This is a genomic window from Alistipes sp. HGB5, assembly GCF_000183485.2.
Lineage (GTDB): Bacteria > Bacteroidota > Bacteroidia > Bacteroidales > Rikenellaceae > Alistipes > Alistipes finegoldii.
In genome coordinates, this window is sequence record NZ_AENZ01000041.1 from 1 (window position 1) to 23574 (window position 23574).

General features: G+C 56.3%; 29 protein-coding genes. 9 read left to right on the forward strand and 20 right to left on the reverse strand.

Annotated elements, in window-relative coordinates:
* The 8 genes from HMPREF9720_RS06585 to HMPREF9720_RS06620 all read right to left on the reverse strand — a co-directional run.
* Nucleotides 1-608 (reverse strand): hypothetical protein (locus tag HMPREF9720_RS06585; RefSeq protein ID WP_039940086.1); only part of this gene is annotated, 608 nt, incomplete at its 3' end.
* On the reverse strand, nucleotides 605-1078 hold the full coding sequence (locus HMPREF9720_RS06590) for a hypothetical protein (RefSeq protein WP_009597479.1): 474 nt from the start codon (nucleotides 1076-1078) through the stop codon (nucleotides 605-607). The genes HMPREF9720_RS06590 and HMPREF9720_RS06585, both read right to left, overlap by 4 nt.
* A 17-nt stretch (nucleotides 1079-1095) precedes the next feature.
* Nucleotides 1096-1545, reverse strand: a complete 450-nt coding sequence (locus HMPREF9720_RS06595; RefSeq protein WP_009597475.1) for a transcriptional regulator — start codon at nucleotides 1543-1545, stop codon at nucleotides 1096-1098.
* 19 nt (nucleotides 1546-1564) lie between these two features.
* Nucleotides 1565-4753 carry a DNA primase gene (gene dnaG / locus HMPREF9720_RS06600; RefSeq protein WP_009597457.1) on the reverse strand — a complete coding sequence of 1063 codons (3189 nt, stop codon included), beginning with the start codon at nucleotides 4751-4753 and terminating at the stop codon, nucleotides 1565-1567.
* A 57-nt stretch (nucleotides 4754-4810) separates the two neighbouring features.
* A complete protein-coding gene (locus tag HMPREF9720_RS06605; RefSeq protein ID WP_229126742.1) occupies nucleotides 4811-4978 on the reverse strand; it encodes a hypothetical protein in 168 nt (55 codons plus the stop codon).
* A gap of 41 nt (nucleotides 4979-5019) precedes the next feature.
* Complete coding sequence (locus tag HMPREF9720_RS06610; protein ID WP_009597458.1) at nucleotides 5020-5205, reverse strand: hypothetical protein; 186 nt, start codon at nucleotides 5203-5205, stop codon at nucleotides 5020-5022.
* Between the two features lie 11 nt (nucleotides 5206-5216).
* On the reverse strand, nucleotides 5217-5426 hold the full coding sequence (locus tag HMPREF9720_RS06615) for a hypothetical protein (RefSeq protein ID WP_009597432.1): 210 nt from the start codon (nucleotides 5424-5426) through the stop codon (nucleotides 5217-5219).
* Between the two features lie 94 nt (nucleotides 5427-5520).
* Entirely contained in the window at nucleotides 5521-5766 is a 246-nt protein-coding gene (locus tag HMPREF9720_RS06620; protein WP_139022470.1) for a hypothetical protein, read from the reverse strand.
* Nucleotides 5767-5940: 174 nt separating this feature from the next.
* On the opposite strand from HMPREF9720_RS06620, the gene HMPREF9720_RS06625 reads away from it, so the two are divergent.
* Together HMPREF9720_RS06625 and HMPREF9720_RS06630 are read left to right on the forward strand one after the other, a co-directional pair.
* On the forward strand, nucleotides 5941-6354 hold the full coding sequence (locus tag HMPREF9720_RS06625) for a helix-turn-helix domain-containing protein (protein WP_009597442.1): 414 nt from the start codon (nucleotides 5941-5943) through the stop codon (nucleotides 6352-6354).
* Nucleotides 6355-6399: 45 nt separating this feature from the next.
* A complete protein-coding gene (locus tag HMPREF9720_RS06630) occupies nucleotides 6400-6840 on the forward strand; it encodes a hypothetical protein (RefSeq protein WP_009597445.1) in 441 nt (146 codons plus the stop codon).
* Nucleotides 6841-7043: 203 nt separating this feature from the next.
* Here the strand turns inward: HMPREF9720_RS06630 and HMPREF9720_RS06635 are convergent, their stop codons facing one another.
* A complete protein-coding gene (locus HMPREF9720_RS06635) occupies nucleotides 7044-7541 on the reverse strand; it encodes a DUF2867 domain-containing protein (protein ID WP_009597468.1) in 498 nt (165 codons plus the stop codon).
* A 126-nt stretch (nucleotides 7542-7667) separates the two neighbouring features.
* On the opposite strand from HMPREF9720_RS06635, the gene HMPREF9720_RS15640 reads away from it, so the two are divergent.
* Nucleotides 7668-7832, forward strand: coding sequence for a hypothetical protein (locus HMPREF9720_RS15640; RefSeq protein ID WP_014775849.1), 165 nt, complete (start codon nucleotides 7668-7670; stop codon nucleotides 7830-7832).
* 70 nt (nucleotides 7833-7902) lie between these two features.
* Here HMPREF9720_RS15640 and HMPREF9720_RS06640 read toward each other — a convergent pair whose 3' ends face one another.
* A complete protein-coding gene (locus HMPREF9720_RS06640) occupies nucleotides 7903-9990 on the reverse strand; it encodes a protein-disulfide reductase DsbD family protein (protein WP_009597460.1) in 2088 nt (695 codons plus the stop codon).
* Between the two features lie 67 nt (nucleotides 9991-10057).
* On the opposite strand from HMPREF9720_RS06640, the gene HMPREF9720_RS06645 reads away from it, so the two are divergent.
* Nucleotides 10058-10954, forward strand: coding sequence for a glycosyltransferase family 2 protein (locus tag HMPREF9720_RS06645; protein ID WP_009597441.1), 897 nt, complete (start codon nucleotides 10058-10060; stop codon nucleotides 10952-10954).
* Between the two features lie 49 nt (nucleotides 10955-11003).
* Here the strand turns inward: HMPREF9720_RS06645 and HMPREF9720_RS06650 are convergent, their stop codons facing one another.
* The 7 genes from HMPREF9720_RS06650 to HMPREF9720_RS06680 form a co-directional block, all read right to left on the reverse strand.
* Entirely contained in the window at nucleotides 11004-12005 is a 1002-nt protein-coding gene (locus HMPREF9720_RS06650; RefSeq protein ID WP_009597464.1) for an adenosine kinase, read from the reverse strand.
* 27 nt (nucleotides 12006-12032) lie between these two features.
* Nucleotides 12033-13013: a 6-phosphofructokinase gene (gene pfkA, locus HMPREF9720_RS06655; RefSeq protein WP_009597478.1), complete on the reverse strand. Its 981-nt coding sequence runs from the start codon at nucleotides 13011-13013 to the stop codon at nucleotides 12033-12035.
* Nucleotides 13014-13146: 133 nt separating this feature from the next.
* On the reverse strand, nucleotides 13147-14466 hold the full coding sequence (locus HMPREF9720_RS06660) for a PspC domain-containing protein (protein WP_009597440.1): 1320 nt from the start codon (nucleotides 14464-14466) through the stop codon (nucleotides 13147-13149).
* 18 nt (nucleotides 14467-14484) lie between these two features.
* A complete protein-coding gene (locus tag HMPREF9720_RS06665) occupies nucleotides 14485-15288 on the reverse strand; it encodes a head GIN domain-containing protein (RefSeq protein WP_009597439.1) in 804 nt (267 codons plus the stop codon).
* A 22-nt stretch (nucleotides 15289-15310) separates the two neighbouring features.
* Entirely contained in the window at nucleotides 15311-15643 is a 333-nt protein-coding gene (locus tag HMPREF9720_RS06670; RefSeq protein ID WP_009597447.1) for a PadR family transcriptional regulator, read from the reverse strand.
* Nucleotides 15644-15647: 4 nt separating this feature from the next.
* Nucleotides 15648-15857 carry a PspC domain-containing protein gene (locus HMPREF9720_RS06675; RefSeq protein ID WP_009597438.1) on the reverse strand — a complete coding sequence of 70 codons (210 nt, stop codon included), beginning with the start codon at nucleotides 15855-15857 and terminating at the stop codon, nucleotides 15648-15650.
* Between the two features lie 4 nt (nucleotides 15858-15861).
* On the reverse strand, nucleotides 15862-16374 hold the full coding sequence (locus tag HMPREF9720_RS06680) for a PspC domain-containing protein (protein ID WP_009597431.1): 513 nt from the start codon (nucleotides 16372-16374) through the stop codon (nucleotides 15862-15864).
* A gap of 248 nt (nucleotides 16375-16622) precedes the next feature.
* Between HMPREF9720_RS06680 and HMPREF9720_RS06685 the strand changes: the two genes are divergently transcribed.
* From HMPREF9720_RS06685 to HMPREF9720_RS06705, 5 genes are read left to right on the forward strand one after another with little or no spacing between them, the layout of a single operon-like run.
* Nucleotides 16623-17141: an RNA polymerase sigma factor gene (locus HMPREF9720_RS06685; protein ID WP_237958693.1), complete on the forward strand. Its 519-nt coding sequence runs from the start codon at nucleotides 16623-16625 to the stop codon at nucleotides 17139-17141.
* Entirely contained in the window at nucleotides 17116-17613 is a 498-nt protein-coding gene (locus tag HMPREF9720_RS06690; protein WP_009597485.1) for a hypothetical protein, read from the forward strand. The genes HMPREF9720_RS06685 and HMPREF9720_RS06690 overlap by 26 nt, the downstream gene beginning before the upstream one ends.
* Before the next feature lie 12 nt (nucleotides 17614-17625).
* Complete coding sequence (locus HMPREF9720_RS06695) at nucleotides 17626-18564, forward strand: hypothetical protein (protein ID WP_009597446.1); 939 nt, start codon at nucleotides 17626-17628, stop codon at nucleotides 18562-18564.
* A 28-nt stretch (nucleotides 18565-18592) separates the two neighbouring features.
* Nucleotides 18593-19522: a hypothetical protein gene (locus HMPREF9720_RS06700; RefSeq protein ID WP_009597471.1), complete on the forward strand. Its 930-nt coding sequence runs from the start codon at nucleotides 18593-18595 to the stop codon at nucleotides 19520-19522.
* Nucleotides 19523-19538: 16 nt separating this feature from the next.
* Nucleotides 19539-20018, forward strand: a complete 480-nt coding sequence (locus HMPREF9720_RS06705; protein WP_014775858.1) for a DUF4252 domain-containing protein — start codon at nucleotides 19539-19541, stop codon at nucleotides 20016-20018.
* A gap of 288 nt (nucleotides 20019-20306) precedes the next feature.
* Here HMPREF9720_RS06705 and HMPREF9720_RS06710 read toward each other — a convergent pair whose 3' ends face one another.
* From HMPREF9720_RS06710 to HMPREF9720_RS06720, 3 genes are all read right to left on the reverse strand, one after another.
* A complete protein-coding gene (locus HMPREF9720_RS06710) occupies nucleotides 20307-20525 on the reverse strand; it encodes a hypothetical protein (protein WP_039940108.1) in 219 nt (72 codons plus the stop codon).
* Nucleotides 20526-20818: 293 nt separating this feature from the next.
* Nucleotides 20819-21562, reverse strand: a complete 744-nt coding sequence (locus HMPREF9720_RS06715) for a succinate dehydrogenase/fumarate reductase iron-sulfur subunit (protein ID WP_009597435.1) — start codon at nucleotides 21560-21562, stop codon at nucleotides 20819-20821.
* Nucleotides 21563-21598: 36 nt separating this feature from the next.
* Nucleotides 21599-23545 (reverse strand): fumarate reductase/succinate dehydrogenase flavoprotein subunit, encoded by a 1947-nt coding sequence (locus HMPREF9720_RS06720; protein ID WP_009597473.1) that lies wholly within the window; start codon nucleotides 23543-23545, stop codon nucleotides 21599-21601.
* Nucleotides 23546-23574: the final 29 nt, after the last annotated feature.

Here is a 23574-nt window from a genome sequence, read left to right on the forward strand (position 1 = left end):
TTCTTTTCCCAAATTCCGCGATCTTCGAGCCTTTCCATTAGAGTCTGGAAACTGGCGATTGCGTTGCTACAATGCGGATAGCCGTCTACGAGTTCTTCTTTGGTAAAATGTAGTTCCGGGCAATAGTGGACGTAATGCCCCTCGATGGAGGTAAACGGTCGTACTCCCTCTCGCTTTGCAGCTTCTTCGGTGATGTCTTGTAGCCGTTCGCCATGCCGGGCTGTTATCCGAAGGAAGTAGCGGGCCATCCGCGCCGGCATGGATTGCTTATTTCGCCAGAATCCGGGTTTGTCAAGGTATTCTCCATATCCGAGTTCTTGCAGGGCTTGAATGTCTGCCGGATCGTATTTGTAAAATACTCTATCAAGACCCAAAGGGTGCGGAATGTACGGCTCTTTGATAAAGATAACTTCGCCGACCTTGTACCGGGGACGAACGAGACGGCGGCGAGCAAGAAGGTCTGCGCGACTACCATCTGGAAGGATGAAATCGCCGCGAGGATTGAGCAAATAATCGTCTGGCTGCGGGTCTGTCAGCCGACGTGTTTCCGTCTTGTGCCGCGCAACGACTTCGCGCTGCAATTCTTCGAGAAAACCGATGCTTTTCATAGTTTCTTTCGGTTAAAATGTTCGATGATTTCGTCTTTGGTAGCTTTGTGGCACAGTTGCTTCGGTGCTACTGCTGCCATCCATTTAGCCCGGATGTCGCTGGCCCGTGGTATCAGAACCTTGAACCATTCACCGGCCATAATCAGCCGTTCCCCGGTTTCAGTCTGTACGGTATCTTTCAGCCTTTCGAAGCGGATGACGGCGTGAGCGACGAACCATTGCTCGCGGTCGTTGTCTCTGTTCATGGCCGCCAGTGCCTTGAACATTTCGATATTTTCGTCGCAGTTGTAAAAGTCTTGGTCAAACAATCCCAGATCATTTTCGTCGAGTTGCAGCCAAAAGCATGTCTGGTCTGTGTCGGCCAGAAAAAAGTTAGACCAATCTTGCCTTCCTCCAATAATTTGCCTGCCGATACCTTTCACCCACTTTTCGAGTTTGATTTGCTGCTGCTCATCCCGAACGAGTACCATACATGAGGTTTGAAAACTCATTGTTCCCCTCCTTTCTTTGCAAGTGCCGCCATAAGTTTTTTTGCATGCTCCACGGCCATAGTATAGGGGTCGCGGCATTCGGGTTTATTCACTAACTCCGGGAGTATCAGCGCCGCCGCAAAGCCTATAAATGCCTCGCTGTTCGGCGTTCCGATATTCGCCCACGGCCCGGCGGGCGCGTCATCGCGGAGCATCTGTCCGTCGCCCGTCAGCAACCAGAGCTTGTCGATTTCGGGGTAATGTTGGCAGATGCGGGTGGCTACATCGAGCGAGATTCCATTATTTCCCTTTTTGATCTGATAAAGGTTTTCACCGCGGGGCAAGCCGATGTGTCGTGCGAATGCGTTAGCGGTCATTTTCGATTGTTGGATGACCATTTCGATGCGCTGCCAGTTAGTCGGGGTTTCTTTTTCCGCCTGTTTCTGTTTTGATTTGTTGTTTTGCATAGGATTGAATATTAGGTGATTAAAATGATAGTTGCGTAGGGGTGAAAGGTTCCGGATCGTCTTGTTCGTCTGGATTGTCTGTGTAACTCCGTGAGGTGTCGAGGTCGATGCCGTAATTCTCGCAGATCATTTTGTAGTCGAAGAGCATTGCCGTTGTTGTTCGCCCTGTAGCTGCGTCTCCGGCCGGGACGAATCCTGTCGGGTTCTGGATGACTTTGAAACGCTCGGCCTTTTTTGTGCCGAGGAATTCCCGGCTATGTTCCAGATAGTATTTCAGCGAGTCGCGGGGTATCTTTTTGCTCTCGGAATCTCGGCTTTCCTTGGCGTATAGCTGCGATATACGGAGGAATGATACGGATAGGTAGCGTACCCCTTCCGGCAGCTCCAGTGGCGTTTTTGATTCTTTGATTGGAATTCCCTTTTTCGTGGATGCTTTGATGTGGTAGTCCACGCCGATCCATATTTTTCCGGATGATGCAAGGATATCGACCGTTTCCCAGAATCCGGCGAGTTCGTTGTTTTCGTTGGTCTTGAGATTCTGCGTTTCGCACATCCTTGTGACCATTGGGAGTATTTCGGTGTATGTGAAGGGCAGGTGAAGCAGATGCTCGATGCTGCGGAAAGCCGCGGTGATCGACACCCAGTTCCTGAAGGTGCGATCCTCGATGATTTTGCCTACGAATGCCACAGAGAAGTCGGCGGCGGTTTCGTCGTACATGTGGCGGTAATTGCTGCGGAACTGATTGCGGTGCTTGAGCAGCCCCCCGGTTAGGTGGGTCAGGCCGCGCTTTTCGATCAGCTTGAGTTCGTTGTACCTCCTTTTCTCGTCATCGGAAAAGGTCGTCTTGGAGAAGGTGAGAAATACCAGTCGGGAAAAAAGAGCGATGTCTGCTGTCGGCATTTCTTGCCCGCTCAGTATCACGCCGCAATCCACGGCCGTAGTTTCCCGCTTTTTATCGTTGTCCATGTTCATGCGGGAGCGGCCGGCACCGTCCCATAAGCCCTTCAGGAATTCCCGTTTCTCGATGTCGAGCGTGTTTTTGTACTCGTCGATGTGGACGATCGCATTAGACACCTCGGCCACGGCCTCGGCAAGCGCCGCTTTCGTCGTATTGTTGATGTTCGGCGCTATATAGGACGGGATAAAAAACGATGTCAGCGAATGGGCGAGTTCGGATTTCCCCGAACCTTTGGGGCCGAAGAGGTTCAGAATCGGGAATGATGTCGTGACATTCACGACGAGATCCCGGAAGAGCGACGCGATCAGGAAGCAGAGTCCGACCTTCGCATTATCGCCGAACACCTCGATGAGTCGTGTCGCGTAGTCGTTGAGCGTTATGTCATTGGTAATTGCATAGACGAAGCGCCGCTGAAATTGGTAGCTTTGCGGATCGTCTGCCGTATCTTTGGAACATCCCGGCAAATAGAAAAGCTGCCCGCGGACGTTCACCAAGCCGAAATCATTAGCTTTGACGAAGTGCCCTTCATCCATTGCGCCGTTTCCCCATGCGTATATTTGGTGCCGTTTCTGCCAGCCGAGCTGTTTGATTTCGTCGGCCGAGGGAGTCCCGTCGAACAGGTATTTTTTGAGTTTGGTCAGTTCGCCCTGTCCGGCTTCCCAGATGTAGTTGCCTTTCGATTCCGTACGGATGCGGAAGTCGGCAAACGATACGAGCGAACGCTGATCGAGTTTGATGACTGCTTCCTCTCCTTTGTCGTTCCGCATCCGGAACAGACGCCGGGCGTTCTGGTCGTCTTTGACATGGACGATCGGTTCGAGGATGAAGTTCGACCAGCGGACATCGGCATTTCCTCGTCCGGCACCGTAATAACTATTGTGTGAGATATAGAACCCGTATTCCGAAATCATGTCCTCGGAATAGCTTTCTTCCTTTTTTCGCTGCGCTCGTTCCCGTTCGAGTTGAATTTTTTGTAGCTCTGCCGTCCATATCTTGCGGTTCTTATACTCACGCGCGAACATGTCCAGATACATGTTGACCGTACTTTCGTCGCGGCATAGAGCCAAGAGCTGACAAACTTCGGATATGACGGCGATCTGCTCGGTCTGGGAGTTCTTGCCTTCCATTTTGTGAGCGCAGAGCCACGGGATAAAGTCTGTTGTGGAATTGCTCAACAATTCTTCGTACCCCTTTGAATATTGCCGGAAATAATCGTCAGGGTCTTTGTAGTTGTCTTTGATTTCCATGACCCGCACGGCCAGCCCTGCGCGGAGCATGGTTTCGGCGTTTTTGACAACGGCCTTCTGCCCGGCATCATCCATGTCTCCAATGATGATTACGGTGTCGGCGACCTTCTTTATGAGTTCGATCTGCTTTGGTGTGAGGGCAGTGCCGAGCGGGGCGACCGTATTGTCTACGCCGATCTGGTGCATGCGGATAGCGTCGGGATTCCCCTCGACGAGATTCATTGTGCGGACGGCCGCAGCCTGACGTGCCGACTCGAAGTATGCGAACAGATGCTCACCTTTTTTGTAGACCGCCGTGTCACCCGTGTTGATGTATTTCGGGAGCTTTTTGGGGTTCTCCTTATCCATAAGACGACCGGAGAAGCCGACGATGTTTCCTGTCCGGTCGCGTATGGTGAACATCAGCCGCCCGCGGAAAGTATCGTACAGGGAGCCGTCGCGTTCGCTTCGGCGGACGAGGTCTGCGTCGATCAGTAGTTGCTCCTTGTACCCTTTTTGTGTGGCATATTCGCGGAATCCGCCTTTGTACGGGGCGAAGCCGATCAGCATATTGTCGATCGTCTCCTCTTTGAACCCTCGCTCCTTTGTTGCGTATTTTTGGGCTGGGAGTGATTGCTTGTAACTTTCACGGAAATATTCGAGGGCAATCTGATTGATTTCAAAAATACGAGAACGGCGGAACCGGGCCTCTTTTTGCTCAGGAGTCAGCTCCTCGGCCTTATATTCGATGTTGAGTTTTTTTGCCAAATACTCCACCGCTTCGGGGAACGTCATGTTGTAGAGCATCATCACGAAAGATATGGCATTGCCTTTCGCACTACATCCGAAGCAGGTGAAGATTCCCTTTACCGGGGACACTTTGAACGAAGGTGTCTTTTCCTTGTGAAAGGGACAGCAGCATTCGTAATTGACGCCGGCCCTCTTCAGACTTACTCCTTCGCCCCCGATTATAGAGACGATGTCTTTGGATAGTATTTGGTCTATGACGTATTCAGGTATCATTTGCGCGGTGTTTCTGGCGGGACTTTCCCCCTTTGGGAAATCCCCCCCCCGATTTGGTTATAAAGATTCGATGTGTTCGACGATTATGCCGGCCCTATCGTACTGTTGCTGGAAATCTTCTTTGATTCGCGGGCGTTTTTCCTCTTGTATGCCTTCATACAGACCGCAGCGGTACATTGTGAGCGCGCGGCGTATCGTTTCTAACAGCTCTTTGTCGAGATCCATTATGGCGTAGTGTTCCCGATTGTCTTTGTCGCAATACATGGCTACCAGAGTTTGAGGATGAGCGCTACGGCGACGATTGTGTTCAGGATAAAACAGATGAGGGTGGGGATCAGTCCTTGCCGGTCATCTGCACGGGCTTGCAACAGTGATTTTGCAATGTAGAGCAGAATGAGGAAGTCGAGAAAACCCGTTATACAGGCGAGGATAATCAATATGATAGTTTGCATGGTTCTGTCGTTTAAAATGTTACGTTGATTTGGTACTTCTCGGCGATGAATTTTGCCAACGCCTCGCGCTTGGACAGCGGGATTTGCCGGGCGCCGCACCCATAGGCGTTGAAAGTCGAGGTCGCAACAAAGAGCATCTTTGCGCCTACTGTCCGGAGTTCTTCCCGACTGTGGATGTCCAGCCCCCGCCAGAACTCGATGAATGTCTTGGTTTGTTCCATATATTTTTTAAATTTTTGATTCGGTGGAAAAAGAGGGCGGCGAAAATCTAATCGCCAGATTAAAAGTTGGCCGCCCTCTGCGTCCGGTACTATCTCACGACAGGATGCGGACACGGTCAGGACTCCGATGCCCTATTGTCAGGGACAGACTTTCGGCGGCCGATGTTATACGCCGCATCTTTTCGATGTCTGTCCCGTTGTAGATGTCTAACAGACGACTGCCTACCATCAGGCGGCTTTCCTCTGTGTCGAGGTTCACGATCAGCCTCACGTTGTTGGGGTAGGTCTGAATCATCTTGGTTTCTTTCCCCCGCAGGTAGCGGGTTTCGCATTGCGGCATACTGTACGCCGGGGTTGCAGTTGATTTTCTGTTTTGCATAGGATTGTGTTTGAAATGGTGGAAAATTTCTCTACATTTGTTATTAACATTGTTATTTACAAATGCAAATATCAGTAATTATTAGGATTAATCCAAATAAAACCTAATAATTTTTACACTTAAAAATTAGCCTCAATGTATAGTATTGATATTAGGGAATTTAGACGTGCAAATAAAATGACGCAACAAGAACTTGCGGACTATTTTGGCGTCGTTCAGGGGTTTATCTCCAATATGGAAAATGGGCGTGAAAAAGTGCCCGACAAATACATTAGTAAAATATTAGGTGATCCGAATGTCGATTCTTCAATGGTGAAAGCGGTAGCACCGGAGAACGAGGTGAAGATGCCTCGTGAAGTATTCGATAAATTTTCCCTGCTGCTCGAAACTATTAGTTCCCAGCAGGGGACGATTGCGGATCAGCAGAAGGTGAATGCGGAACAGGGGCGGTTGATTGCTGATATGTACCAGAAAATCGACCGCCTGACATCATTGGGGAGTCGCACTGCCCGCACGGAAGACGATGCCGGATGTGCCGCTGCAAAATAGTTCTCTTTGGTCTCCAGACGATAGTCATCCCCAAATATTAAAAGTATGAAGAAAATTATCTTATTGGTGGTGTTGCTGTATGCATCATCCTGTGCTGTTCAATACAATGAAGCATATTATATGGCTGATTTTAGGCCCTATACAGAAGAGGGCTTTATTATTTCCCCTCTGTCATCGTATGCCGCACCTTATAAACCTTTGGCTACCATTTGCATAGAATTTACTCCCGGTTACGATCGAACCTATGTTAACGAAAAAATAGTAGAGAGTAAGGTAAATGACGATATGTACTTATCGGCAAATGGAAAAAAGCAGCAATGGCGGTGTCCGACGCAGGACGAAATGCTGAAGAAGTTGGTAGATTATGCAAAATCGATAGGTGCAAATGGACTGTTAGACTATCGTTTTGAGGCTGTTCGCCCTGTAAAATCAAATTTTAATCAGGTGCTTTATTATAGATTAACTGCCTTTGCAATAAGTATATAAAATGTGTTGTTCCGGGACAGATTCGGGACAAAAATGCTGTCGAGTGACCCCCGACCAAAATGTAAAGTGTTGATATTCACGGCCACAAAAAAGCGGGAAAAGGATACTTCAAATCCTCCTCCCGCTACCAAAGGGGTCGGATTGAAAAATCCGACCCCTGTTTTTTTGTAAACCGACGGCGAATAATGCAGGCTGGCGGTGATCTACAAGCCGTGCGCTTTGATAATCCTCCGGAACATGCTTTTCACGACGAGCGTGTGGAATGGGTGGATCAGGTTGAAATAGAAGAATCCCAGCCGGTTGTGGTATCGGACCAAGGTGCTCAGGTGGATTTCGTGCGCTTCGGCGTAAACCGAGAGGTAGGCTTTCAGGTGTTTGTCGTCGAGTGAAATTACCGTTTCATTGTCGGTTTTGCCGACGACCGACATCATGCGGTAATCCCTGCCGCTGCGGATTGCCTTTTCCAGCTGTTTCGCATCGCCGTTGTCGGTTTGCAGTCCGAACGGTCTGACCAGCGCGTTGCGCAGTTTGAACAGCGTGTTTACCCATCCGGGCATCGTCGTCCAGAATGCCGTCATCAGGTCGTCGGGCGAGATTTTGCGCCGGCAGGTCATGCCGTATGTGAAGCAGTCGTGGTAATCACCCGGCAGACAGGGTGTCAGCAGCGACCGGGGCGGAATGTCGGTCTTGTGAATTTTCATGTCGTTGTGTTGAAGTTGCGTTTGGTTTCAACAAGATACGCAAAAAAAACGGTACGAACTGCCGTCGGGTCGCAAACTCCGGCGCGTAATTTGCCGGGGAAGGTGTAACGTCAAATTCCAAAAGTTATGAAAGAGGATACGAAAACGACCTGCACGCCTTGCGAGCAGAATTTCGAACGCAAGGTCGATGAACTGGTGAAGGAGGGCAAGGCCCCGACCGCCAGAGAGCGTGAAGAGAAGGAAGCCGAAGTGGAAGCGGCTTTCTCCGACCGCGGGAAAGAGAAAAAGTAACGCCGCCGGGTGTGTATGCAAAGAGCCTGCTACTTGTGAGGTAGCAGGCTCTTTTATGCATATATCCGTGTTATTGCTGCTTCTTGTAGGCTTCGACGCCGCTGCGCAGGAATTGCACAAAGTTTTCGACGTTGAGGTCGTATCCGCGCGGCGGCACGAGCGTTTTCCCGTCGCGGCCCTGCAGTACGTAGTAGGGCTGGGCGTTGACGCCGTAGGTTTTCAGCGCATAGTAGGAGTTGATCTTGCCGAGACTTTTGAGCACTTTGCCCGAATCGGTGGTCACCCATTCGTTTTCGGGCAGGACTTTCTTGTCGTCGGAGTAGAGCGCCGCGATCACGTAATCCCGGCGCAGGATATCCAGCACCTGTGGATCGGACCAAACGCGGGCTTCCATTTCGCGGCAGTTTACGCAGCCGTGGCCCGTGAAGTCGATGAACAGCGGCTTGTCGACTTTCGCGGCGTATGCTTCGGCCTCCTGCAGGTCGAAGAATCCTTCGAGTCCGTGCGGCAGGTGCAGGAAGTCGCTGTGCTTGGGTTTTTTGCCGTCTGCGGTCAGCAGCATGCCCGGTTCGCCCGACGCTGCGGCGGGGCCGCCCTGTCCGATGACGAAGTCCTGCGTATGCAGGGGCGGCAGGTAGCCCGAAAGTCCCTTGAGGGGCGCACCCCACATGCCGGGAATCAGGTATACGACGAACGAGAAGGTGATGATCGCCAGCGCCAGCCGTCCTACGCCGAGGTAGGGCATGTCGCTGTCGTGCGCGAATTTGATTTTTCCGAGCAGATAGAGTCCCAGCAGCGAGAAGGTCACGATCCATACGGCCAGATAGATCTCGCGGTCGAGCAGTCCCCAGTGGTAGGTCTGGTCGGCGACCGAAAGGAACTTCATGCCGAGGGCGACTTCGATGAAGCCCAGCATGACCTTCACCGAGTTGAGCCAGCCGCCGCTCTTGGGCAGTTTCTTGAGCATCGAGGGGAAGAAGGCGAAGATCGTAAACGGCAGGGCGAATGCCACCGAGAATGCGAGCATCGTGACGATCGGACTCCAGAATTCGCCCGAAGTCGATTTGATGAGCACCGAACCGACGATCGGTCCCGTGCAGGAGAACGACACCAGCACGAGCGTCAGGGCCATGAAGAAGATGCCGGCCAAGCCTTTAGAATCGGCCTTGGCGTCGGTCTTGTTCACCATCCACGAGGGCATCGTGATCTCGAAAGCCCCGAAGAACGAAGCGGCGAAGACCATGAATACGAGGAAGAAGAGGATGTTCGGGAGCCAGTGCGTCGCCAGCCAGTTGAAGATGTCGGCCGTCACGGTGTCGCCGCCCAGAATGCGTGTGATGACGATGATGGCCGCGATGGGGAGCGTGTAGAGCGCGACGATGAAGAATCCGTACATGGCGGCACGGAAGCGGCCGCGTGCGGGACCTCCTTCGCCCTTCATGAAGAACGAAACTGTCATCGGAACCATCGGGAACACGCAGGGGGTCAGCAGGGCTGCAAAGCCCCAGAGGATGGCTTCGATAATCAGCGCCCACAGCGTGCCGCCTCCTGCGGCGTTCTTCTGCGCCGGGACGATCTCCGCGGCAGCTGTCGGGGCCGTGCCGGAGGCCGTATCCGCGGCGGCTTCCGCCGGGGTGTCTTTGGCGGAGGAGTCGTTATTCGGGGAGACGGCTGCAGTACTGTTAGCTGCTGCCGAGCCGGGACGTGCGGTCAGCTCGACCGTCAGTTCCGTGTCGTCGGGGGGCATGCAGCTCGTGTCGTCGCAGATCATCCATTCGATTGCGGCCTTGACGGTGGCTTTGGCCGCGGCGAGTTTTACCTGCTGGGCGAAGCGGGCCTTGCCGGCGAAGGTGCCGATCTCCATCTCGAATGTCTTGTCGTAATGGCGTTCCGGCGTCGAAAGCTGTTCCACGCCGCCTTCGAGCGTTACGCCGTCGCCCGGCGTAAAGACGATGGCCGTAGCGTTGGGGCCGCCTTCGTAGGGTCCCATGTCGTACATATGGTAGGGGGCGGGAATCGACGCTTCGAGAACGATCCGGTAGACATCGCCTTCGAGGTGCTCCACGGAGCTTTTCCAGCTGACGTTCTGAGCCGTGGCCGCTGTGAAAGCGAACAGCGCGGCAACCGGCAGTAAAAGTGTGCGAAACAGTTTGTACATAGTCGTGGCGCGTTATAATTTGTGCAAAGATAGGTGTTTTTTGCGGATAAATTGCTACATTCGCACGATGATTCGCCTGTCGCTCATAATCCCCACGCACAATAGGTCCGAACGGCTTATCGCCGCGCTCGAATCGGTCATACGGCAGGATTTGCCCGCCGCCGACTGGGAGTGCGTGGTCGTGAGCAACAACTCGACGGACGACACCGTCGCGCGGTTCGGGGATTTTGCGGCCCGTTATCCCGGCCTGAACCTGCGCCTCGTGACGGAGGACGGTCCGGGCGTCTCCTATGCCCGCAACCGGGGCATTGCCGAGACTTCGGCCCCGCTGCTGGTTTTCATCGACGACGACGAGCGTATCAATCCGGGATTCTTGCGCGCCTATGCCGACTTTTTCGATGCGCATCCCGACGCCGTCGTGGCCGGCGGGCGCATTATCGCCGAGTATGTGACGGGACGTCCCGCGTGGCTCTCGAAATATACCGAGATGCCGATCGCCAATCCGATGGATTTCGGCGACGCCGTGCGGCCGTTTCCTGCCGGCCGGGTTCCGGGCGGCGGCAACATGGCGTTCCGGCGTTCGGCGGCCTTGCGCTACGGGGGCTTCGACCCTTCGCTGGGGCGTGTCGGACGGATGTTGATCGGGGGTGAGGAGAACGATTTCTTCGAACGCCTGATGCGCGGCGGCGAGACTTGCTGGTATGTGCCCGGTGCGGTTATGTGGCATATCATTCCGCCCGAAAAACTGACCGAATCCTATTTCCGCCGCCTTTGTTACAACGTCGGCGTGAGCCAGCGTCTGCGGGCGGGCATGTATCGCCGCTATCCGAAGACGCTTCTGTTCGAGAGCCTGAAATGGGGCGCGACGCTGCTGCTGTCGCTTACGATGCCGCCCCGCAAGTCGCTTTGGCTGATCCGGATGCGCTATGAGATCAGCCGGGGGCTTCTCTCCGATCCGCAATGAAAAACCGCAGTCCGGAGACTGCGGTTCTGTCTGTCTTGCGATCTTCTTTTTAGAAAAGATACTTTTCGTTTTTGACCTTGTTCACGAGCCGGGAGATGTCCTCCCACGCTTCTTCGCCGAACGTCGTGCCGACGACCTCGATGACCTTACCCGCCGTGATGGCCCCGATCGTGCCGCACTGGCGCAGCGAAAGTCCGTCGCAGAGTCCCGAAAGGAATCCCGCGGCGTAGAAGTCGCCCGCGCCCGTCGTGTCCACGCGCTTGGCTGCGGCCATGATGCCTACATGCACCACTTCGTCGCCCTGCTTGATCATGGCGCCCTTGATGCCGATTTTCACCACGGCCAGCTCGCACATTTCAGAAATTACCTGCAGGGCGTTCAGCGGTTCGGCTTCGCAGGTGAAGGTCTTGGCTTCGTCCTCGTTGGCGAAAACGATGTCCACGTAGTCGCGGACCAGACCGCGCAGGAATTCGAGATTCTCGGCCACGATGTTGAAGCTGGCCAGATCGACGGCGACTTTCAGCCCGCACTCCTTGGCCGTCTTGGCGGCTTTGAGAATCAGGTCGTGGTTCTGCACCAGATAGCCCTCGACGTAGAGACAGTCGTAATGGTCGAAAATCGACGTTTCGATCTCTTCGGCCGTCAGTTCGAGCGCGGCGCCCAGATGGGTGACCATCGTGCGTTCGCCGTCGGGCGAGATGAGCGACACGCATTTGCCCGAACGCTCCGTGCCCCGGAAGATGACCGGTTCCACACCCAAGTTTTCGAGCGCCTGCACGAAGAAGTCGCCCGTCGTATCCTGTCCGACCTTGCCGATGAACCCGACATCGCAGCCCAGTTTGGCCATGGCGCGGATGGTGTTGCCCGCCGAGCCGCCGAGTGACAGCGAGTAGGGCAGTCCTGCCACGGATTTCGAAATTTCGGTCTGCAGGGTGGTGTCCACGAGGCTCATCGAGCCTTTGGCGAGTTTGAAGCGACTCAGCACCGAGTCGGATTTCAGATTGACCAGCATGTCCGTCAGGGCATTGCCGATGCCTATAACACGTTTCATTCGGTAAGTTCGGGATTGCGTTTTGGATTATATGGAGAGTATCTTGACCAGTTCGAGGTCCTTGCGGTCGATGCCCTTGTCGTGCTTCACGGCTTTGGCGAAGGGGACGTAGACGATCTTGCCGTTCATCGTGCCGATCATCACGTTGCGCTGTCCGTCGAGAAGCGCTTCGATGGCGGCTTCGCCCATGCGCGAGGCGAGGATGCGGTCCACGGCCGTCGGCGATCCGCCGCGCTGGATATGGCCCAGAATCGTGACGCGCGCGTCGTACTGCGGGAACTCCTTCTTGACACGTTCGGCCAGCGCCGTGGCGCCGCCCGTCTTCGGGTTCTCGGCCACGATGACGATCGCCGAGTTCTTGCTCTTGCGGAAGCCGTGGTTGATGAGTTCGGCCAGCTGGTCCACTTCGGTTTCCATTTCGGGTATGATCGCCGCTTCGGAACCCGTGGCGATGGCGCTGTTCATCGCCAGATAACCCGCCGTGTGGCCCATTACCTCGACGAAGAAGAGCCGCTCGTGGCTCGACGCCGTGTCGCGGAGTTTATCGACCGCTTCGACGATCGTATTGAGCGCCGTGTCGTAGCCGATCGTCGAGTCGGTGCCGCCCAGATCGTTGTCGATGGTGCCGGGAAGTCCCACGATCGGCACGTTGTATTCCTCGGCGAAGATGCCGGCGCCCGTGAGCGAACCGTCGCCGCCGATGACCACCAGCGCGTCGATGCCGGCCGCCACCATGTTGTCGTATGCCGCCTTGCGGCCTTCGGTCGTGGTGAATTCCTGACTGCGGGCCGTCTTGAGGATCGTACCGCCCAATTGGATGATGTTGCTTACGCTTTGGGATTTGAACGACACGATCTCGTTGAATACGAGACCTTTGTATCCGCGCATGATGCCCTTGACGGCGAAGCCGTTATAGATTGCGCTGCGGGTTACCGCGCGTATGGCGGCGTTCATTCCCGGAGCGTCGCCGCCCGAAGTCAGAATACCGATACATTTGATTCCAGCCATAGTTTTTCGTTTAGAAAACAAAATCGCTCAAAGGTAGTAATTATTTCAATTTTTTCAAAAAACGAGGGCGGTTCCCGGAGGATCCGCCCTGCGTTTCGAAAAAACTTTTTATTTTACCTAACGCCTGTGGCCTTTATTCGGTCTGCTCTGCGGGGACTCGTCCGGCGTCCGGCTGTCGGACCGAATCCGGTTTTGCGGATTCGGTTTTGTCGTCTCCCGTCTGCACTTTCACCCGTTTGCCGTTGGCTTTCACCTCCAGTCCGGCCTTCTCCCTGTCGATCGTAATGTCGATCGACTGGTTCGGGACGCTGATATGCAGCGTTTTGCGGCCGTCCTCGATGACGTTCTGGCTGTCGTACTCCTCCAGCAGCCGCTCGACCGTCGTGGTGTCGTTGTCGATGATTATCTCGCTGTTGAGCATCCGTTCGATAACGCTGTGTCTGGTCCGGATACGGTCGCCGACGTTCTCGCGGATGGCGATACAGGTGCAGGCGATGATGCCGGCGAGCCACAACAGGAAGATTACCAGTATGGTCTTGCCTCCGGGCTTGCGCGAAGCGATGAGGCACATCAGTACGTAAATGAGCAGTATTACCAGTATCAGTACAATAAGTATGCCGAGCGCGGGAACCCACAGCGTCATGCCCAGCGGGAAGAACGGAATGGAGATGCTGGCGCCGCCGATGATGAGCGCGAAGAGTCCGATAATCAGCGCGCAGGCCGCCATGATGAGTCCGAATACGAGCACTCCGGCGAAGAGCTTGAGGAGGATGAGCACCACCTTGCCGAATACCGATACGGCTTCGGCGACGATGGGTTTGGCCTTGGCGTCGGGATCGCAGCTCGCGCTGGCTTCGGTGGTTTCGCGGATCGACTGCGCCGTGATCTTCTCGCCGTTCATTTCGAGTTTCTGGCGCGCCGTGCGGGGAGCCGGAACGGCGAACCACATGATGATGTAGCAGATGACGAAGATGCCGAACAGGTTGCCCATCATCGGACCGGTCCAGCGCATGAAGGGAATCCACTGGAAGACGGTGAGCAGTATCGGCAGGAACATGGCCAGCCGTATCCAGACCGGATCGACGTCGAAATACTTGCCGATGCCGGCGCAGACGCCGCCCAGCTTGGCGTTTTCGGTGTCGCGGTAGAGACGGCGCGGGATGCGCGGCTCTTCGGGGCTTCGTCCCGGCTCCTCTTCGGAGATGTCCTCGGCGGTGCCCATTTGCCGGATGATGTTCAGAATCAGGGGCTTCTCGACCACACGGGTGCTGTCCTGAGCCGAGAGGATCAGTTCGGCGATGCGGGCTTCGATGTCGGCGACGATCTCGGCTCCGTCGGGAGTCTCCTTGTAGGTCTTTTTCAGGCTTTCGAGATAGGCTTCCAGCTCCTGATAAGCGTCGGTATCCATCGTGAACGCCACGCCCGAAATGCTGCATTTCTTAACCTCTTTCATGGTTGCTCGGTTTGGGGGTTAGTTGCGGCCGACGCTGCCGCCGCTCGACTTGTTGATGCTGGTCCGGCAGTCGCCGCTGTAGCGGATCGAACTGCCGCTCGATGCGTCGGCGTGCAGACGCTCCGTGCAGTTTACGACGGCTTTCGCCGCGCTCGAAGTGTTTACCGAGCACTCGGCGACGACGAATTCTCCGGCCGAAAGCTTCGAGGCCGAGCTGAGGTCGGCGGTGCACTTCGCGGCCGAGCCTTTCAGCGTGATTTTCGATGCGCTCGAAGCTTCCACGCTGCAGGAGACCGCTTCTACCGAGGCGTTGATTTTCGATGCGCTCGATGCGGCTACGGCGCAGGATTGGGCCTTGACCGAAACGTCGATCTTGGCGGCGCTCGATGCGTCCATGGCGAATTTGTCGGCGTTCAGCACCACGTCGCCCGAAATTTTTGCGGCGCTCGATGCGTCGAGGGCGCGGATGCTGCCGTTGGCCGGAACCGTCACGGTGACGTCGGCGTTCGAGAGGTTGTTTATCGACTTGTCGATCGTGGCCGTGAGCTGGCCGCCGTTGGCTTCGACTACGACGTAATCCATAACGTTGTCGTCGGCGGCGATGGTGATTTTGCCGGAGGTCTTGTCGGTGATGACGACCTTGACGGCGCGTGCGGCGTCGATGCGGTCGAAGGCCGGAGCCTCGATGGTGCGTGTGACGATGTTGCCGCTGCCTTTGAGCCCTTTGCCGAAGAAGACGGACGGCGCTGCGATGCAGACGAAATAGACCGTTACGGAGAGCATGGCGCCCAGCAGGACTGCGATCAGGAGTATCTTTTTCATGGTTGTGATTTTTTGAGGTTTTTTATTGTTTGCCGTGACGAATGATGCGGATCTGTCCTACGAGTTCGTCCCATGCCTCGTCGAGCGTCGTGAGGTATTCGCGCCCCTTTTCGGTGAGCGTGTAGTACTTGCGGGGAGGTCCCTGCGGAGACTCTTCCCAGCGGTAGGTCAGAAGCCCTGCGTTCTTCTGCCGCGTGAGGATCGGGTAGAGCGTACCCTCGACTACGATCATCTCGGCCTGCTTGAGTTCGGCGATGATCTTCGGAGCGTATGAATCTTCGCGGGAGAGAATGGCGAGGATGCAGTACTCCAAAATTCCTTTGCGCATCTGCGCTTTTACGTTGTCTTCGGCCATTGTGCTATTCGGTTAATCGCTTCGGAGCCTTCGGCACGATCAGCCAGAGGATGATGTAGACCCAGATCGAAAGGCCGCCGAAGAGTATGAGGATCAGTGTTGCTATGCGTATGAGCGATACGTCGAGACCGAAGAATTCGGCCAGTCCGCCGCAGACACCTGCGATGATGCCGTCGGGAGTGCGCAGCAGTCTCTTGGTGTTGTTCGTTGTCATGGTTTTATCGGTTTTTGTTGTGAATGCTGAATTTGCGTGCGGGTTCTTCCGGAATGACGATCCAGAGAATGATGTAGGCCCAGATCGAGAGTCCGCCGAAAAGTATCAGGAACAGGGTGATCAGGCGCAGGACGGTCGTATCGGCATGGAAGAATTCGGCCAGTCCGCCGCAGATGCCGGCGATCGAACGGTCCGTGCGCGAGCGGAACAGTTTACGGGGTTCCGGTTCGGGCTGTTCCTCCTGCGGGGCGCTGCCGCGGCGTTCGCCGAAGTCGGCGGGCGATCCCATGCGGTTCATGGTCTGGCGGACCGTGTCGAGGGTGATGACCCGCATCGGCGACGAAACGATCTCGCGGAAAATCTCGGCGATGCGCGCTTCGATGTCGCCCATGGTCTCGGTATCGTATTCGGGCAGGCGGCTGCGGATATCTTCGAGATAGTTTCTCAGTACGCGGTAGGCGTCTTCGTCGAGCGTGAAGGCTTGCGAACCGATGTTTACGTTTACTGTCTCTTTCATAGTCGTAGAAGCTGATTTAGGGTTAATGTGTCCGGGTTACTACTACTTTGGTACTGCAAATATAATACAGTTTTTAGTATTATGCAATACAAAGTACTATATTTTCTTAAAAGATGCGATTTTTTTTCGGATACCTATAATATAGAATCACCGGTTGCTGCGGAAGAAAGGAGGTGTTGCAGGAAAAAATTGCGATATTTGATGATCCGATGTTGCGTTTCGCCCGTCGGTTTCGTCTTACAGATACAATGGAGGAATTCGAATTCACCCGATATGTCGTGCCGCTGCGCGATCGTATGTTCCGCTACGCGCAGAGTCTGCTGCTTTGCGCCGACGAGGCGGAAGACGTGACGCACGACCTCTTGGAGCGGTTGTGGCGGGAGTGTGATCGGCTCGACGGCTGCCGCGACGTCGCTTCCTTCGTGATGGTCGCAGTGCGTAACTGCTGTTACGACCGGTTCCGCAGCCGGCAGGCCGGCGAGCGGCGCGACAATGCGGTCGCGGGGTGGGCCGAACGTTCGACGACGGGCGATGCGGAGGGCTGGGAGGCGCGCGATCTGGTGCGACGCGCGATGGCCTGCCTGCCCGAACGGCAGCGCGAGGTGCTCCACCTGAAGGATATCGAGGGGTATCCGACCCGCGAAATCGCCGAGATAGCGGCGTGCGACGAAGCGCAGGTGCGCGTGATTCTCTCCCGCGCCCGCAACGGACTGAGAGAGGTACTGAAAAAAATGATGGACGATGAAAGAGCAGGACGAAAGAATTGAGCGGCTGCTGGAGTGCTATTTCGATGCGCGGACGACCGAAGCCGAAGAGCGCGAACTGCGCGACTATTTCCGGTACGTGGATGAGATTCCCGCATCCCTGCGTTATGCGCGGACGATGTTCGGCGGATTGGACGCTCTGGCCGAAGAGCGGTATCCCGGCGAGGGTAGCGTGCAAACCGGTCCGGCTGTCCGTCCGGCGGAAAGGATGCGGCGTTATGAAACGCGTTCCGCAGCCGGGCGCGGGGCGCGGGGCGGCCGGAAACTCCCTCCCCTCTGGGGCGTGGCTGCCGCTGCGGCGGTGGTGCTGGGCGTGTTTTTCTATGCCGAATATCTGCGCAAGCCCTATTGCTATATCGACGGTGTGGCGATTTACGACAAGGAGGCTGCCATGCAGGCGACGGTTTACCTGCAGGGACTCTCGGATTTCGGCGATCAGGTCCGCATGGTGGATGAACTGATAATAAACGAATAAAACGATACGGGTATGAAAAAACTGTTTGTTTGTACGGGAGCGCTGCTCCTGCTGGCGGTTTCGCCTGCTGGGGCGCAGTTCTTTATTTCGTCCGCTCCAGCGCATGAAGTCGCTGCGGCGCAGAAAGCCGATTCGGCCTGTTTCCGCCGGGCCGACGGAAAACCGGTTGCCATCGAGACCGTGGAGCGCGATTCGACGGGAATCGATACGCTCCGGCGGATTGATACGGTGGACAGCGATCTGATCCGGCTGCGTGACGGCGGCCGTGACGGCAACATGATCCTCGAAGTGGCGGGTTTCGGGCTTACGCTGGGACATACGCCGATGCAACGAATGGAGCTGAAAAAGCCCCGCGTCTGGTTCAATGCATTCAGCAATATCGAATTGGGATTCACGCAGTTGGTCGGCGTCGACTATTCGGGGTATGCGTCCGGGGAAAAGGGCTTTCTGGATCAGCGGCTGGGATCTTCCTTCCATTTCAGTTTTTCGGCGGTGCAGCTCCGGCTGGCGCTCAACCGGAGCCGTTCGCTCTGCTTGGGGGTGGGCATGCAGTACACGCTCGACAATTACCGGCTCTCCGATAATACGATCACGCTCGGCAACGACGGAGGACGTGTCGTTCCGGTCGCGCTGGACGAACCCGCCGGCAAGTCGAAAGCCGTCACCTCCTCGCTCGGCATTCCCGTCCGGCTGACTTACACTCCGGCGAAACACCTACGGATCACGGCCGTCGCCTATTCCGACTTCCTCTTGGGCGCCGACGCGATTTATAAGAAACCGAAGGAGAAAAACAGCCTGTCCGGGTTTCGGGCCTATCAGTTCGGGGTCGGTCTCAGTGTCAGCTATCGCGGTTTCGGGTTCTTCACCCGTTACGGCGTGACTCCGCTCTTCAAACATAATATGGGACCCGACTGCCATGCCTTCTCGTTCGGTGTCGGACTCATGCTCTGATTGCAACCTAACCTAATACGTGTCGATTATGAAACGATTGCTGTTGATTCTGATTCTGCTCCTTCCGCAGCTGCTTGCCGCGCAGAGCGCAGACCGGACTGCCGCGCAGACTGCCGACCGGATACCGGCCAATTCGGCCGGCCGCCGTACCGGCCGTGAATATGCCATCCGAACCGTGGACCGCGATTCGCTGGGGCTCGACACCCTGCGGCGGCTCGATGCGATGGGCGGCGAGCTGATGTCGTTGCGCGGAGACGGGCGTGAGGGGAGTGTGGTACTCGAAGTGGCCGGTTTCGGCCTGACGCTGGGCCGTGCGCCGGAGACGGATTCGCAGGCGGATCTGGTCATGAGGTCCGGGCGTGTGAAGCTCTACTTTTTTAACAGCGGCGAATTCGGCTTTACGAAGCTCGTCGGCGTCGATTACGGCGGCTATGCCCCCGAAGAGAAAGGGTTTCTGGATCAGAAACTGGGGAATTCGTTCCACTGCGCCGCTTCGGTGATGCAGGTGCAGGTCGCCCTGAACAAGAGCCGGACACTCTACTTCGCCACCGATCTGCGGTTCGCCGTCGACAACTACCGGCTTGCGGATGCCGGAATCCGCTTGGGCTACGAAAAGGGCCGTCTGCTGCCCGTGGCGCTGGACGAACCCGCCGACAAATCGAAATTCGTCACTTCGTCGCTGGGAATTCCGCTCCGGCTTATCTACAAGCCGTTCAAACATTTTCAGGCCTCGGTGATCGCCTATTCCGATTTCGGGATAGAGCTGACGTCGCTCCACAAGAAACCGCGCGTGGAGTACGAGCTGTCGGGGCTGCGAACCTATCAGTTCGGTGTAGGAGGAACGGTTTCCTATTACGGCATCGGCATCTTCGCCAGCTACGGCGTGACCCCGCTGTTCAAGAAGCATGCGGGACCGGAGTGCCATACGTTCAGTTTCGGCATCTCGCTGCTCATGTAACCAAATACGAACGGACATGAAACGACTATTATTGATTTTGATACTGCTCCTTCCTCGGCTGGCTGCGGCCCAGAGCAATTCCGTAGACGACTTTTTTAGCCGTTATGCCGCCGCCGAAGGCTTTACGAGCGTGCAGCTGGAGCAGAAGATGATGCAGCTGATGAGCCGTCAGGCCGCGGAACGGGGCGACAAGGGGCTTGCCGTACTGCTGAAGGACATTCAGTATATCCGCATCATCGCCCTGAAAGAGGGTGACGGCGGTCGGTTCGTTCGGGATGCCGAGGCGGCCGTTGCCGCCGACCGGAAGTTTCAGCCCGTCACTTCCGGCTCGGAGAACGGGCAGACCACGAAGTTCTATATCCGCGAAACCGCGCTGTCGGTTAAATCGGAACTGGTGATGATAACTTACGGCGCGAAGGAGACGGTAGTGGTGAATATTTTCGGGGTGTTCGATCTCCGGCAGGTCGCCCGCCTTTCGACGATTCGCCCTAAATAAGGGCCGGATTCGGAAAATTCGGGCGGCTTCATCAAGCGGTCGCCGTTATGAAAAGTAGATGCGCCACGGATTCCGTGGCGTACTTTTTTTCTGTATTCTGTGCCGGATTTCGGCGTTGTATGGACGATGCTTGTTGCTGTCTGATGAGCGGCATTTGCTGCATGCGAATCCTGCGGAAGCCGGCGCGGCTTCTGCGTTTTTTTTATTTTCGGAGCCGATCCCGTGCTGTTGCAGGGCCGGTGTCTGCGTCGTTGCGGACGGAATCCCGGAGGCTACTCCGGGGATTTTTCACTCTCCGCCCGGATCGTGTCGGTAGCCCTCCTCGTCGTAGACGGGGCGGTCGTTCTCCGCATCTTCGTGCGCCGCGTCCGGAATCCGGTCGTCGAGCGGGATTTCCGTCTCCAACAGCTCCTCGTCGATCAGATTTTCGTCGCGCTCGCCGCCTGCGAATCCGTTGTTCTCCGTGGAGATGACGGTGCGGTCGTTTGGAAATTCTACGATGTCCATGTTTTTGCCGTTTTGGTTTTTCGCGTTTCGTCGCAAGAACGATACCGTTGTTGCGGAGCTGTGCGAAAGAAAAGTGGGGTCAGCCGTCGCTTCGGGTATTTGCCGGAACGTTCCGCGGCTGCGGCCGGAAAATAGTGCCCGGAGAACAGTGCCCGGAGCGCGCGGGGTGAATCACTGAGGAGTGTTGCCGGGGATGAAGGGGCGGGGGCATGATGCAAACGTCTGTGTTCCGGGGCATGAAAAAGGGCGGGAATATGCTTCCCGCCCTTCTCCGGATTGTTCCGGCACTTTTATTAGTCTTCGAACTTCGCGGAGAGGAACTCGCGGTTCAGGCGCGCGATGTGCGCGATCGAAATCGACTTGGGGCACTCGGCTTGGCAGGCACCCGTGTTGGTGCAGTTGCCGAAGCCCAGCTCGTCCATCTTGGCGACCATCGCCTTGGCGCGGCGTGCACCCTCCACACGGCCCTGCGGCAGTTTGGCGAGCGACGATACGCGGGCGGCGACGAAGAGCATCGCCGAACCGTTCTTGCAGGTTGCCGCGCAGGCGCCGCAGCCGATGCAGGCGGCAGCGTCCATCGACTCTTCGGCGTCGGCCTGCGCGATCGGAATCGCATTGGCGTCGGGCACCGAGTTGGTGCGTACCGAGATGAAGCCGCCGGCCTGAAGAATCTGGTCGTAAGCCGAGCGGTTCACGACGAGGTCCTTGATGACGGGGAACGCCGCCGAGCGCCACGGCTCGATGGTGATCGTTGCGCCGTCCTTGAACTTGCGCATGTAAATCTGGCAGGTGGTAGCGGCCTGACCGGGACCGTGGGCGTGACCGTTGATGTGCAGCGAGCACATGCCGCAGATACCCTCGCGGCAGTCGTGGTCGAACGCTACGGGCTCCTTGCCCTCGTGGATCAGGTTGTTGTTCAAGATGTCGAGCATCTCAAGAAACGAGGTGTCTGCCGAGATGTTCTCGACTTTGTACGTCTCGAAGCCGCCCTTGGTCTTAGCGTCCTTTTGACGCCATATCTTTAATGTAAAATTCATAATTTCAAATTGTTATTAAAGTTTAACGTCAAAAGCTTAGTCTTTGTAGTTGCGCTGAGCGGGGTGTACGAATTCGAAGTTCAGCGGCTCTTTCGTCAGTTCGGGAGCGGCGTCCTCGCCCTTGTATTCCCAAACGGCGGCGTATACGAAGTTTTCGTCGTCACGCTTGGCTTCGCCCTCTTCGGTCTGGTGCTCTACGCGGAAGTGACCGCCGCACGACTCCTCGCGGTTGAGTGCGTCGCGCGCCATCAGCTCGCCCAGTTCGAGGAAGTCGGCCAGACGCAGCGCCTTTTCGAGTTCCACGTTGAAATCCTTCTCCTGACCTACGACTTTCACGTCTTTCCAGAACTCCTTGCGCAGCGCCTGAATCTCGCTGATCGCCTTTTCGAGCGACTCCTTCGAGCGGGCCATGCCGACGTTCTCCCACATGATATGGCCGAGTTTCTTGTGAATGTCGTCCACCGACTGCTTGCCGCCGATCGACAGCAGCTTGGCGATCTTCTCCCTGACGCCCTTTTCGGCTTCGTCGAAAGCCTTGGTGTCGGTCTTCACCTTCGGAGCCTGAATCTTGTGCGAGAGGTAGTCGCCGATGGTGTAGGGCAGTACGAAGTAGCCGTCGGCCAGACCCTGCATCAGGGCCGAAGCGCCGAGACGGTTCGCACCGTGGTCCGAGAAGTTGGCCTCGCCGATAGCGTACAGGCCGGGGATGGTGGTCATCAGGTTGTAATCGACCCAGATGCCGCCCATGGTGTAGTGCACGGCGGGGAAGATCTGCATCGGCTGCTCGTAGGGGCTAACGTCGGTGATCTCCTCGTACATGTCGAACAGGTTGCCGTAACGTTTCTTGATGATCTCCTTGCCCAGACGCTCGATGGCGGTCTTGAAGTCGAGGAATACGGCCAGTCCGGTCTCGTTTACGCCGAAGCCTGCGTCGCAGCGCTCCTTGGCGGCACGCGAAGCCACGTCGCGCGGCACGAGGTTGCCGAAGGCCGGGTAGCGGCGCTCCAGATAGTAGTCGCGGTCCTCTTCGGCGATGTCCGACGGCTTCTTGGCGCCCGAACGCAGCGCCTTTACGTCTTCGAGTTTCTTGGGAACCCAGATGCGGCCGTCGTTGCGCAGCGACTCCGACATCAGCGTCAGTTTCGACTGCTGGTCGCCGTGAACCGGGATGCAGGTGGGGTGGATCTGCGTGAAGCAGGGGTTGGCGAAGCCTGCGCCCTTGCGGTAGCACTGGAACGCGGCCGAGCCGTTCGACGCCATGGCGTTGGTCGAGAGGAAGAATACGTTGCCGTATCCGCCCGTTGCGATCACGACGGCGTGTGCGCCGTGGCGCTCGATCTCACCGGTGACGAGGTTGCGGGCGATGATGCCCTTGGCTTCGCCGTCCTCCACGACGATGTCGAGCATCTCGTGACGGGGATAGCTCTTCACCGTGCCGGCGGCGATCTCCTTGTTGAGTACCGAGTAGGCGCCCAGCAGGAGCTGCTGACCCGTCTGGCCGCGGGCGTAGAACGTACGCGAAACCTGCGCGCCGCCGAACGAACGGTTGGCCAGCAGGCCGCCGTATTCGCGGGCGAAAGGCACGCCCTGTCCCACGCACTGGTCGATGATCAGGTTGGCGACTTCGGCCATGCGGTAGACGTTGGCTTCGCGGGCGCGGTAGTCGCCGCCCTTGATCGTGTCGTAGAACAGACGGTATACCGAGTCGTTGTCGTTCTGGTAGTTCTTCGCGGCGTTGATACCGCCCTGCGCGGCGATCGAGTGCGCGCGGCGGGGCGAATCCTGAATGCAGAATACCTTTACGTTATATCCCAGTTCGCCGAGCGAAGCGGCTGCGGATGCACCGCCCAGACCCGTTCCGACGATGATGATGTCGAGCTTGCGCTTGTTTGCGGGGCTTACGACCTTGATAGCTGCCTTATGGTTGCTCCACTTTTCTGCGAGAGCGCCGGCAGGAATTTTAGCATCTAATTTGAAAGCCATATCTGTTGTGTGTTTATTGTTCTGGATAA

What these genes read in the sequence shown, in the direction of transcription:
- HMPREF9720_RS06590 (WP_009597479.1), bottom strand. Translation starts at nt 1,078, where the DNA reads ATGGTACTCGTTCGGGATGAGCAGCAGCAAATCAAACTCGAAAAGTGG.
- HMPREF9720_RS06595 (WP_009597475.1), bottom strand. Translation starts at nt 1,545, where the DNA reads ATGCAAAACAACAAATCAAAACAGAAACAGGCGGAAAAAGAAACCCCG.
- dnaG (WP_009597457.1), bottom strand. Translation starts at nt 4,753, where the DNA reads ATGATACCTGAATACGTCATAGACCAAATACTATCCAAAGACATCGTC.
- HMPREF9720_RS06605 (WP_229126742.1), bottom strand. Translation starts at nt 4,978, where the DNA reads ATGGATCTCGACAAAGAGCTGTTAGAAACGATACGCCGCGCGCTCACA.
- HMPREF9720_RS06610 (WP_009597458.1), bottom strand. Translation starts at nt 5,205, where the DNA reads ATGCAAACTATCATATTGATTATCCTCGCCTGTATAACGGGTTTTCTC.
- HMPREF9720_RS06615 (WP_009597432.1), bottom strand. Translation starts at nt 5,426, where the DNA reads ATGGAACAAACCAAGACATTCATCGAGTTCTGGCGGGGGCTGGACATC.
- HMPREF9720_RS06620 (WP_139022470.1), bottom strand. Translation starts at nt 5,766, where the DNA reads ATGCCGCAATGCGAAACCCGCTACCTGCGGGGGAAAGAAACCAAGATG.
- HMPREF9720_RS06625 (WP_009597442.1), top strand. Translation starts at nt 5,941, where the DNA reads ATGTATAGTATTGATATTAGGGAATTTAGACGTGCAAATAAAATGACG.
- HMPREF9720_RS06630 (WP_009597445.1), top strand. Translation starts at nt 6,400, where the DNA reads ATGAAGAAAATTATCTTATTGGTGGTGTTGCTGTATGCATCATCCTGT.
- HMPREF9720_RS06635 (WP_009597468.1), bottom strand. Translation starts at nt 7,541, where the DNA reads ATGAAAATTCACAAGACCGACATTCCGCCCCGGTCGCTGCTGACACCC.
- HMPREF9720_RS15640 (WP_014775849.1), top strand. Translation starts at nt 7,668, where the DNA reads ATGAAAGAGGATACGAAAACGACCTGCACGCCTTGCGAGCAGAATTTC.
- HMPREF9720_RS06640 (WP_009597460.1), bottom strand. Translation starts at nt 9,990, where the DNA reads ATGTACAAACTGTTTCGCACACTTTTACTGCCGGTTGCCGCGCTGTTC.
- HMPREF9720_RS06645 (WP_009597441.1), top strand. Translation starts at nt 10,058, where the DNA reads ATGATTCGCCTGTCGCTCATAATCCCCACGCACAATAGGTCCGAACGG.
- HMPREF9720_RS06650 (WP_009597464.1), bottom strand. Translation starts at nt 12,005, where the DNA reads ATGAAACGTGTTATAGGCATCGGCAATGCCCTGACGGACATGCTGGTC.
- pfkA (WP_009597478.1), bottom strand. Translation starts at nt 13,013, where the DNA reads ATGGCTGGAATCAAATGTATCGGTATTCTGACTTCGGGCGGCGACGCT.
- HMPREF9720_RS06660 (WP_009597440.1), bottom strand. Translation starts at nt 14,466, where the DNA reads ATGAAAGAGGTTAAGAAATGCAGCATTTCGGGCGTGGCGTTCACGATG.
- HMPREF9720_RS06665 (WP_009597439.1), bottom strand. Translation starts at nt 15,288, where the DNA reads ATGAAAAAGATACTCCTGATCGCAGTCCTGCTGGGCGCCATGCTCTCC.
- HMPREF9720_RS06670 (WP_009597447.1), bottom strand. Translation starts at nt 15,643, where the DNA reads ATGGCCGAAGACAACGTAAAAGCGCAGATGCGCAAAGGAATTTTGGAG.
- HMPREF9720_RS06675 (WP_009597438.1), bottom strand. Translation starts at nt 15,857, where the DNA reads ATGACAACGAACAACACCAAGAGACTGCTGCGCACTCCCGACGGCATC.
- HMPREF9720_RS06680 (WP_009597431.1), bottom strand. Translation starts at nt 16,374, where the DNA reads ATGAAAGAGACAGTAAACGTAAACATCGGTTCGCAAGCCTTCACGCTC.
- HMPREF9720_RS06685 (WP_237958693.1), top strand. Translation starts at nt 16,623, where the DNA reads ATGGAGGAATTCGAATTCACCCGATATGTCGTGCCGCTGCGCGATCGT.
- HMPREF9720_RS06690 (WP_009597485.1), top strand. Translation starts at nt 17,116, where the DNA reads ATGAAAGAGCAGGACGAAAGAATTGAGCGGCTGCTGGAGTGCTATTTC.
- HMPREF9720_RS06695 (WP_009597446.1), top strand. Translation starts at nt 17,626, where the DNA reads ATGAAAAAACTGTTTGTTTGTACGGGAGCGCTGCTCCTGCTGGCGGTT.
- HMPREF9720_RS06700 (WP_009597471.1), top strand. Translation starts at nt 18,593, where the DNA reads ATGAAACGATTGCTGTTGATTCTGATTCTGCTCCTTCCGCAGCTGCTT.
- HMPREF9720_RS06705 (WP_014775858.1), top strand. Translation starts at nt 19,539, where the DNA reads ATGAAACGACTATTATTGATTTTGATACTGCTCCTTCCTCGGCTGGCT.
- HMPREF9720_RS06710 (WP_039940108.1), bottom strand. Translation starts at nt 20,525, where the DNA reads ATGGACATCGTAGAATTTCCAAACGACCGCACCGTCATCTCCACGGAG.
- HMPREF9720_RS06715 (WP_009597435.1), bottom strand. Translation starts at nt 21,562, where the DNA reads ATGAATTTTACATTAAAGATATGGCGTCAAAAGGACGCTAAGACCAAG.
- HMPREF9720_RS06720 (WP_009597473.1), bottom strand. Translation starts at nt 23,545, where the DNA reads ATGGCTTTCAAATTAGATGCTAAAATTCCTGCCGGCGCTCTCGCAGAA.